The sequence below is a fragment of the Rhodopseudomonas sp. genome (assembly GCF_048594845.1).
Taxonomy (GTDB): Bacteria; Pseudomonadota; Alphaproteobacteria; order Rhizobiales; family Xanthobacteraceae; genus Rhodopseudomonas.
The window spans coordinates 1-9,378 of sequence record NZ_JBMDXE010000388.1; the positions used below are offsets into that span (position 1 = coordinate 1).

Genomic DNA, 9,378 nt, shown 5'->3' on the forward strand with positions numbered 1-9,378 from the left:
AGAATCTGGCCCTGCTCGTTAAATTTGACGACGCAGCCGGTGTTGATGTTCGGGAACAGCCACTCGTCGACCGGCAGCCGCTTGCCCATGCGGCGGCGGAAGTCCGGCATACGCCAGGCGAGATCGAGCGCCGGCGAACGCATGCCGACCAGCGCCAGCCAGTAGTTGCCGTCCGAGGCGAGATTGATGTTGTCCGGATAGCCCGGCAGATTGTCCATCACCACCTCGACGGTGCCGGACTTCGGCCCGTCGAACCAATAGCGCTTGATCGAACAGCCGAAGGTTTCGGCGAACAGGATCGACTGCCCGTCACTGGCGATGGCGATGCCGTTGGGGAATTTCAGCCCGCGTAGCACGGTGCGCGTGGTGTTGGTGTTGGGATCGTAGCAGATGATGCGGCCGTTGCCGCGGGCCTCAAGGCCGTCGACCGGCCACTCGTCCATCTCGTAGCGCACCGTGGCTTCCGAGAAAAAGATGCGGCCGTCGTCGGCGATGTCGAGGTCGTCGGCGAGCCGCAGCCGGCTGTCGTCATTAACTGACCACAGGCTGCGGTTGGTCTCGTCGGTCGCCTTCTCGACCTTGCCGTCCGGCGCGATGCGATACAGCCCCATGCCGCCGATGCAGCAATACAGGTTGTCGTTGCGGTCGAACGCCATACCGAGCGGCTGGCCGCCGATATGCGCGAACACCTCCATGCGCGAATAGTCCGGCGCATAGAACTTCATGATATCGCCGTGGCGCGAGCCCGCATAAAGATTGTCGTGGCGGTCGAGGATCACGTCCTCGGGCGCCTCGATCTTGCCGAGGCCGATCAGCGACACGTCGCGCAGCTTGTCGTTCTGCTCGAACGGCCCGCCTTGGCCGATCTCGGTCGGCGGCGGCGGCGGCAGATAGTGATAGGCCGGCGCGACATAGACCTTGCTGATGATGCGGTTGCGGTTCTTCAGCCAGCGGATGTCGATCATCGCGGCGACCAAGAGGATCGACGCCAGTACCATGCGGTTATAGCCGCCGCGCACCGACAGCGTGGTCAGGCCGTTGGTGATCAAGAGCACGATCAGCGTGCCGGCCAGCGCCTTGGCGACCGAGCCCTTGCCGCCGCCGAGCGTGATGCCGCCGAGCACGGTGGCGGTCAGCACCGTGACTTCGAGGCCGATGCCGACGTCGCCGCCGACGGTGCCGAGCCGGGCTGCGAAGAACAGCGCGCCGATCGCCGTGAGCGCACCGCTGGCGACGTAGCACAGCGCAATGGTGCGGCGGACCGGGATGCCGGAATTATACGCCGAGCGCCGCGAGCCGCCGATCGCGGTGATGTGCCAGCCTGGCCGCAGCCGGGTCAGGAAGATGTGGCCGAAGATTGCCACCAGGACGTACAGCAGTGCCACGCTCGGAATGCCGAACACGTCACCGCCGCCGAGGAAGTCCCACAGTGGAAAGTCAGGCATCGACGAGGCGATCTTGACCGAGTTGCCGACCAGCAGCAGATCGTAGGCGGAGCGGAAGATGATCAGCGTGATCAACGTGGTGATGAAGGCGCGCAGCCGCAGATAGCCGATCAGGATGCCGTTGATGCTGCCGAGCAGCGCGCCGCAGGCGATGGTGGCGACGATCACCGCCGGCACCGGCCAGTTCAGCACGTTGAGGCAGTACAGCGCGCAGAAATCGCACAGCGCGAACATCGAGCCGACCGACAGGTCGATGCCGCCGACGATCACCACCAGCGCAATGCCGAGCACGACGAAGCCGATCTCGCCGGCCTGACGCGCGGTGTCGCCGAGCGACGCGGGCGACAGGAAGCCCGGAATCGCATTGCTGAGCGCGATCGCCACGACGATCAGCACGATCATCGGGATCGCGGTTTCGGTCCAGCGCTTCGACAGGATTTCGCCGAGCAGATGATCCGGCCAGTAGCGCGACTTGAATTTGACGAGGGCTTCTTGCATGGGACCTGCTGAACTGGACTGTCGCCGACGTGCGGGCGCGCGCGCCCGCGGCAGCCGCCCGCAGCACGCGGGCGGCGCCGTGTTCGATGCTGGCGTGCGTTACTTCTTCAGGTCGCTGAGATTCCAGCACGCCGTCTGGGTGTCGGCGTTCTCCTTGGTGATCGGGATCAGCGTCGTGTAGATCGAGCCCTTGACGTCGCCGGGCTTGACGCCGGACGACAGCAGCCATTTGATCATCGCCGCCATGTCGGCGGCCTGGATCGGCACGTCGTAGCTGAGATTGAGATCGAACGCGCCGGACTTCACCAGCTCGCAGGCGCCCTTGCGCTCGCCGCCGCCCGAGGTGGCGACGAACACCTTGCCGGTGAGCCCCGCCTCCTTCACCGCCGCGGCGGTGCCGATGTCCATGCCGTCCCAGAAGCCGACGATGCCGCACAGATCCGGGTTCTGCTTCAGCACCGTCTGGGTGATCGCCTTGGCCTTTGCGGCGTCCCAGTCGGCCGCCTGCGACGACACCACCTTGATGTTCGGATTCTTGGCCAGCACGTTCTCGACGCCCTTGAGCGTGTAGGCCGAGGTCGCCGCCGACAACGCGCCCTGCACGATCGCGATCTTGCCGGACTTGCCCTCGCAGGCCTTCACCACCGCCTCGGTGGCGCGCTCGCCGACCTCGATCCAATTGGCGCCGACGAAGGCCGAGCTGCGATACACCGAGCCCATGTTGATCTGGATGATGAAGATGCCTTCCTTCTCGGCGCGCTGCAGCAGCTTGGCGTAGGTCTGCACGTCGGGATTGTGCACGATGATCGCGGCCGGCTTCTCCGAGATCAGCGTCGTCAGAGCCTGCGCGCCGGCGCTGGTGCTCCAGTTCGGATCGCGCACGATCACCTTCATGCCGAACGGCTCGAGCTCGCGCTTGACGCCGGCGAACCAGCCTTCGGTGAGGTCGAAATTCATCGCCACCGGAATGTAGGCGACGGTCTTGCCGGCCAGCGCCGCCTTGAACGGCCCCTGGAACGGCTCGTCGAGCCCCTGCTGCGCGCGCGCCGGCAGTGCGAGCGCTGCCACCGCCGTCGCGGCGGCGATCAGTCGCAATGCAGTGCGCTTCAGTTGAACCGACATGGTCACCTCCCTTGGTCCCTGGTGTTCGCCCGGCGTTGCTCGCCGTGGCTTTTTGGATTCGTCAGATGTCACCCTGCTGGGCGGTCTCCTCGTTGCGCGGATTGAGGAAGGAGTCGGCGATCACCGCGATCAGCAGCACGACGCCCTTCACCAGATTCTGCCCCGAGTAGGAGACGTCCATGATCGTCATGCCGTTGAGCATGGTGCCGATCAGCAGCGTGCCGATCACCACGTTGAGCACGCCGCCGCGGCCGCCCGACAGGCCGATGCCGCCGAGCACCACGACCAGGATGACGTCGTAGATCATCGTCGAATTGAAGATGCGGGTCGGCATGCTGTTGACCGACGAGGCCATCACCAGGCCGGCGAAGCAGCCGATCAACGCCGCCAGCACGTATTGCAGCACGATGATCGGCCGCGTCGGAATGCCGGTGACGCGTGCGGTGTTCGGATTGTCGCCGACCGCATAGATATAGGCGCCGGGCCGCGTGCTGCGCAGCAGGAACGCGACGGCCAAGCAGGCCAAGCCGAACACGATGATCGGCAGCGGCACGCCGAGCAACTGTCCCTGCCCGAGCCACTCGAAGCCCTGCATGCCGGGGCTCCATTGCACGACATCGAGCTTGAACAGCGCCGCCTGGCCGAAGCCGGCGAGAAACAGTCCGCTCGCCAGTGTCGTGAATAGCGCCGGCACTTCGGCATAGGCAATCAGCCAGCCGTTGAACACGCCGAAGGCGAGCGACAACAGCAGCGCCATCGACAACGCGAATGGCAGCGAGCTGCCGTCCTGCACCATCTGCAGCACGAGGCCGGGCGGCACCGCGAGCACGGCGATCAGCGAGATGTCGATGCCGCGCCCGATCACCACGATCGCCATCGCGAGGCCGAGAATGCCGAGAACGGACACGTTCTGCAGCAGCGTCAGCATATTCGCTGTGGTGAAGAATCCCGGCAGAAACAGAACGAAAGCGACAAACATGACGGCAAAAATGCCGAGCACGATGCCCTGCTGACTAACCCGACTGAGCGCCATCCCAAGCCTTGCTTCTTTTTGTTACCCGATCCTCCCCCGTCTTTTTACTAATTGCAAGACGAAATGCCGCACACTAACAGCTCGCGCGTTTGTGCGCCGCACTGACAACCTTTCGCCAATGCGAACTAATCATTGCGTGATGATGGCGGAGACGGCAATCGGAGGTTGGCGGTGAGTGGAGAGTGCGCGTCATCGCGAGGAGCGAAGCGACGACGCAATCCAGCGCCGCGGTACGCGGCGCTGGATTGCGTCGCTTCGCTCGCAGTGACGCAAACGCGAAGCCTCACGAACCTTGATACTTGTATAAACGTTCGTCATGGCCGGGCTTGTCCCGGCCATCCACGCCCTTCCTGCGGTGCCGTTAGCAAGGCGTGGACGCCCGGCACAAGGCCGGGCATGATGTGGATAGGCAGATTCAAATGAGCGAATTCTCGGCCTCGACGAGATAGCAGCGCTGCCAACTACACCGTCGGCAAAATCGAAAACCGCTCGCCCGCGTGCCGCTGTGCCAGCATCTCAGCGCTGGCGTCTTCCATCACCACCACAGTGTCAACGCGCGCGGCCGAGGGGCCGCGGTGGGAGGCTTTGATCATGTCGGCCACAACACCGTCTTCGCCGGCCAGCAGCGCTTCGACGCTGCCGTCGCGGCGATTGCGGACCCAGCCTTCGAGGCTGCTCGCCTGCGCCGTCGTCGCCACCCAGGCGCGATAGCCGACGCCCTGGACGCGGCCGCGGATCATGACGTGGCGGACGACCGTGCTCATTCGCGCGCAAGCCCGAGAAATTGCGCCTCGCGCTCTTCGACCAGGTCCGAACGCGTGACGCGATTCATCAGCTCGGCGGTCGCGAGCCCGCTGAGTTGCTTCGGCGCGGCGCCGGCGCGAATGGCGGACAGCGTCTTGTGCACCGCCTCGGTCGCCGCCGCGATCGGCGCGTGGCCCTGCACGGCGATGCGCGCGCGCTGGGCGGTAAGATAGTCCCAGTCGGCAAGCTCAGCCCTCGGACTGCCGAGGATCAGCGGCAGCGTCGTCGCGGCGCTGATGGCGGCGAGTTGGTCGCGCGTCTTCACGCCGGTGAAGAACAGCGCATCGACACCCGCGGCTTCATAAGCAACCGCGCGCGCGATCGCATCGTCGAGCGAGCTAATTGCGCAGGCGCCGGTGCGGCCGACGATCACCAGCGACGGATCGAGCCGCGCATCGAGCGCCGCCTTGATCTTGCCGAGCCCCTCCTCGCGCGAGATCAGTTGCGGCTTCGCCTCGCCGTACGCCTGAGGCAGCAGCGTATCTTCGATGGTGAGGCCGGCGGCGCCGGCGGCTTCGAGTTCCTGCACGGTGCGGCGCACGTTTAGCGCGTTGCCATAGCCGTGGTCAGCGTCGACCAGCACCGGCAGCGCCGCTGCGCGGCTCATCCGCCGCATCTGCTCGGTCAGTTCGGTGAGCGTGATCAGCGCGATGTCAGGGTCGCCGAGGATCGCCAGCGAGGCCACCGAACCGCCGAACATCCCGAGCTCAAAGCCGAGATCATCGGCGATCCGGATCGAGATCGCGTCGTAGACCGACGCGGGGCGCACGCAAACCGATCCGTTGAGGATCGAGCGCAGCGCACCGCGGCGGTCGCGCCAGGCCATGGCGCTTACGCAAATTCCATGATCACCGCGTCGACGGCAAGCGTGGCGCCAGCGGCGGCGTGGATCTTCTTGATCTGGCCGTCGCGCTCGGCGCGCAGCACGTTCTGCATCTTCATGGCCTCGACCACGGCGAGCGTCTCGCCGGCCTTGACCTCCTGGCCTTCGGTCACAGCGATCGAGACAACGAGGCCCGGCATCGGGCACAGCACCTTCTTGCCGGTGTCAGCCTTGTCGCCTTCCTTCATCCAGCGCGCGGCGGTGGCCTCGCGCTCGGTGAAGACGTTGACGGCGACCTCGTAACCCTGGTGCGCCAGCCGGAAGCCGTTCGGAATGGCGCGGACCTGCATCGCCACCGGATGGCCGTCGAGCGTGCCTTCCCACACCGGCTCGCCCGGGATCCACGACGACAGCAGCTGATGCGCCGCGCCGAGCGAGCCGTCGGCTTCGACGAAGCGTACCACAAAACCTTCGCCTTCGCGGATCACGTCGAGCGGAATTTCAGTGCGGTCGAGCCAGACGCAGCGACGACGTTCGCGGATCACGGCGCGGCCGATCATCTGGCCGGAAATCTTGCGCTTGCGCTCACCGATCACGCGGTCGATCGCGGCCCCGACCGCGGCGATGCGGCGAGCGACTTCACCCTCCGGCTGGCGCGCCCCGAAGCCTTGCGGAAATTCCTCGGCGATGAAGCCGGTCGACAGATTGCCCTCGCGCCAGCGCGGATGCGTCATCAGCGCCGACAGGAACGGGATGTTGTGGCGGATGCCGTCGACATAGAACGCGTCGAGCGCGTGCGCCTGCGCCTGGATCGCGGCGGCGCGCGACGGCCCGTGGGTCACCAGCTTGGCGATCATCGGATCGTAGAACATCGAGATCTCGCCGCCCTCCTGCACGCCGGTGTCGTTGCGCACAGTGATGCCGTCGGCGCTGCTCTCGGCCGGCGGCCGATACTTCACCAGGCGGCCGATCGACGGCAGGAAGTTGCGGAACGGATCTTCCGCATAGACGCGGCTCTCGACCGCCCAGCCCTTCAGCGTGACGTCCTTCTGGGCGATCTGCAGCTGCTCGCCGGCGGCGACGCGGATCATCTGCTCGACAAGGTCGATGCCGGTGATCATCTCGGTCACCGGATGCTCGACCTGAAGACGGGTATTCATCTCAAGGAAGTAGAAGCTTTTGTCCTGGCCCGCGACGAATTCGACCGTGCCGGCGCTGTCGTAGTTCACCGCCTTGGCCAGCGCGACGGCCTGCTCGCCCATCTTGCGGCGGGTGACCTCGTCGAGCAGCGGCGACGGGGCTTCCTCGATCACCTTCTGGTTGCGGCGCTGGATCGAGCATTCGCGCTCGCCGAGATAGATGACGTTGCCGTGCTTGTCGCCGAGCACCTGGATTTCGATGTGGCGCGGATCGACGATGAACTTTTCGATGAAGACGCGGTCGTCGCCGAACGAGGCCTTGGCCTCAGCCTTGGCGAGGTTGAAGCCTTCGGCGACCTCGGCGGTCGAATGCGCGATGCGCATGCCCTTGCCGCCGCCGCCGGCCGAGGCCTTGATCATCACCGGATAGCCGATCTCGTCGGCGATCTTCACCGCATGCTTGTCGTCCTCGATCACGCCGAGGAAGCCCGGCACAGTCGAGACCTTGGCCTTGGCGGCCGCCTTCTTCGACTCGATCTTGTCGCCCATCGCGGCGATCGCGCCGGGGTTCGGACCGATGAACACAATGCCGGCGTCTGCCAGCACCCGCGGGAACGCCTCGCGCTCGGACAGGAAGCCGTAGCCGGGATGCACCGCCTCGGCGCCGGTCTTCTTGCAGGCCTCGACGATCTTTTCGATCACCAGATAGCTCTCGGCCGCCGCCGCCGGTCCGATCAGGACCGCCTGGTCGGCCATTTCGACGTGCAGCGCGTCGCGGTCGGCCTCGGAATAGACGGCCACCGTCTCGATACCCATGAGGCGCGCGGTCTTGATGACCCGGCAGGCGATCTCGCCACGGTTGGCGATCAGGATGCGTTTGAACATGTTCTTGTTGCTTGCGACCTTGGGGTGGTTCTGCCCTCCCGGCCGGGACGGCAATCGGCATTGCGCGTGTGCTTGTAACAATTCTGTCGCCGAGGAAAACTAGTTAATGCGAAGGGGTGCGTCGCCGGCCCCTCCGTTTTCCAGCCTGAGGGATATTCCATGCGTCGCATTTTTACCCCGTTCGTTGCGGGACTTGTCCTCCTGTCGACAACCACCGCTTTCGCCCAGAACGGCCAGCCCCGCAACCTGATTCTGTTCATCCCCGATGGCCTGCGGGCATTGACCGTGTCGCGGGAAACCGCGCCGGCCATGGCAGCACTGCGCGACCAGGGCGTCAATTTCCGGAATCCGCATTCGCTGTTTCCGACTTTTACCATGGCGAACAGCTCGGCGATGGCCACCGGCCATTATCTCGGCGACACCGGCACCTTCAGCAACACCATCTATACCGGCTACCCCTCGGTCCCGGCCGGCAACACCGTGGTTCCGTTCATCGAGAACGACGACGTGCTCGGCGACATCGACAATCATTTCGACGGCAATTACCTCAACGAGGAGACGCTGCTGAAGCTGGCTCGCGACAAGGGCCTCAGCACAGCGGCGATCGGCAAGGTCGGCCCGACCCTGCTGTTCGACCACACCGACCGCGCCGACAAGCCCGGCCTGCATTCGGTGGTGTTCGACGACTCCACCGGCTCGCCGAAGGGCGTGCCGCTGTCCGACGAGATCAAGGCTGCACTCGAGAAGGCCGGTCTGCCGACCGCGACGCCGTCTCGCGGCGACAACGCCAAGGCCGGCGACGCCAAGACCCCCGGCACCGTCGTGGCCAATATCCCGCAGCAGGCCTATTTCGCCGACGTCGCCACCAAGGTGGTGCTGCCGTTGTTCAAAGAGCGCGGCAAGCCGTTCGTGCTGGTGTTCTGGTCGCGCGATCCGGACGGCAGCCAGCACAATCATGGCGACAGCCTCAACCAGATCGTTCCGGGCATCAACGGCCCGACCTCGATGGCCGGAATCCGTAACGCCGACAACAACCTCGCCCAGCTTCGCAAGGCGCTGGATGAACTCGGGCTGAGCGCGTCGACTAACATCATCGTGTCCGCCGACCACGGCTTCTCGACGATCTCCAAGGAGAGCAAGACCAGCCCGTCGGCCAAGCAGAGCTATGCCGACACGCCCGCCGGCTTCCTGCCGATGGGCTTTGTGGCGATCGATCTCGCCAAGGCGCTCGACCTGCCGCTGTCCGATCCCAACGACGGCAACAAGCCGGTCGGCGACAATGCTCACCCCAAGGCCGGCAACGGCGTGCTCGGCAAGGATCCGGCCAAGCCGGATCTCGTGGTCGCCACGAATGGCGGCTCGGACCTGATCTATCTGCCGGGCAAGGACAAGAAACTGGCCGCTCGAACCATCAAGGCGCTGCTCGAACAGGACTACGTCAGCGGCCTGTTCGTCGACGACGCGCTCGGTAGCTTCGCCGGCACGCTGCCGATGTCGGCGCTCAACCTGAAGGGCCAGGCGCGGACGCCGACACCGGCGATCGTCGTCAACTTCCGCTCCTACGCGTCGGGTTGCGCTGAGCCGACCACCTGCTCGGTTCAGGTCGCCGACACTGTGCTGCGCCAGGGC

Annotated in this window: 7 protein-coding genes; 1 reads left to right on the forward strand and 6 read right to left on the reverse strand. The window is 65.5% G+C overall.

The genetic code is table 11. The features are described from left to right. The 6 genes from ACOJTD_RS26635 to ACOJTD_RS26660 form a co-directional block, all read right to left on the reverse strand. Nucleotides 1-1,943, reverse strand: a 1,943-nt coding sequence (locus ACOJTD_RS26635; RefSeq protein WP_420135848.1) for an ABC transporter permease, incomplete at its 3' end; no start/stop codon positions are given. A 99-nt stretch (nt 1,944-2,042) separates the two neighbouring features. After that, nucleotides 2,043-3,065, reverse strand: coding sequence for a sugar ABC transporter substrate-binding protein (locus ACOJTD_RS26640; protein ID WP_420135849.1), 1,023 nt, complete (start codon nt 3,063-3,065; stop codon nt 2,043-2,045). A gap of 61 nt (nt 3,066-3,126) precedes the next feature. Next, the gene (locus tag ACOJTD_RS26645) at nt 3,127-4,098 is read right to left on the reverse strand and encodes an ABC transporter permease (RefSeq protein WP_420135850.1); all 972 of its coding nucleotides are present in this window, start codon (nt 4,096-4,098) and stop codon (nt 3,127-3,129) included. Between the two features lie 461 nt (nt 4,099-4,559). Continuing rightward, nucleotides 4,560-4,862, reverse strand: a complete 303-nt coding sequence (locus ACOJTD_RS26650) for an acylphosphatase (RefSeq protein WP_420135851.1) — start codon at nt 4,860-4,862, stop codon at nt 4,560-4,562. Further along, on the reverse strand, nt 4,859-5,728 hold the full coding sequence (locus tag ACOJTD_RS26655) for an isocitrate lyase/PEP mutase family protein (protein ID WP_420135852.1): 870 nt from the start codon (nt 5,726-5,728) through the stop codon (nt 4,859-4,861). Before ACOJTD_RS26655 ends, ACOJTD_RS26650 begins: the two co-directional genes overlap by 4 nt. Nucleotides 5,729-5,733: 5 nt before the next feature. Further along, nucleotides 5,734-7,749 (reverse strand): acetyl-CoA carboxylase biotin carboxylase subunit, encoded by a 2,016-nt coding sequence (locus ACOJTD_RS26660; RefSeq protein ID WP_420135853.1) that lies wholly within the window; start codon nt 7,747-7,749, stop codon nt 5,734-5,736. 159 nt (nt 7,750-7,908) lie between these two features. On the opposite strand from ACOJTD_RS26660, the gene ACOJTD_RS26665 reads away from it, so the two are divergent. Then, nucleotides 7,909-9,378 (forward strand): alkaline phosphatase family protein (locus ACOJTD_RS26665; protein WP_420135854.1); only part of this gene is annotated, 1,470 nt, incomplete at its 3' end.

Coding starts and splice junctions, on each gene's coding strand:
- ACOJTD_RS26645 (WP_420135850.1), bottom strand. CDS start 4,098: ATGGCGCTCAGTCGGGTTAGTCAGCAGGGCATCGTGCTCGGCATTTTT.
- ACOJTD_RS26660 (WP_420135853.1), bottom strand. CDS start 7,749: ATGTTCAAACGCATCCTGATCGCCAACCGTGGCGAGATCGCCTGCCGG.
- ACOJTD_RS26655 (WP_420135852.1), bottom strand. CDS start 5,728: ATGGCCTGGCGCGACCGCCGCGGTGCGCTGCGCTCGATCCTCAACGGA.
- ACOJTD_RS26640 (WP_420135849.1), bottom strand. CDS start 3,065: ATGTCGGTTCAACTGAAGCGCACTGCATTGCGACTGATCGCCGCCGCG.
- ACOJTD_RS26650 (WP_420135851.1), bottom strand. CDS start 4,862: ATGAGCACGGTCGTCCGCCACGTCATGATCCGCGGCCGCGTCCAGGGC.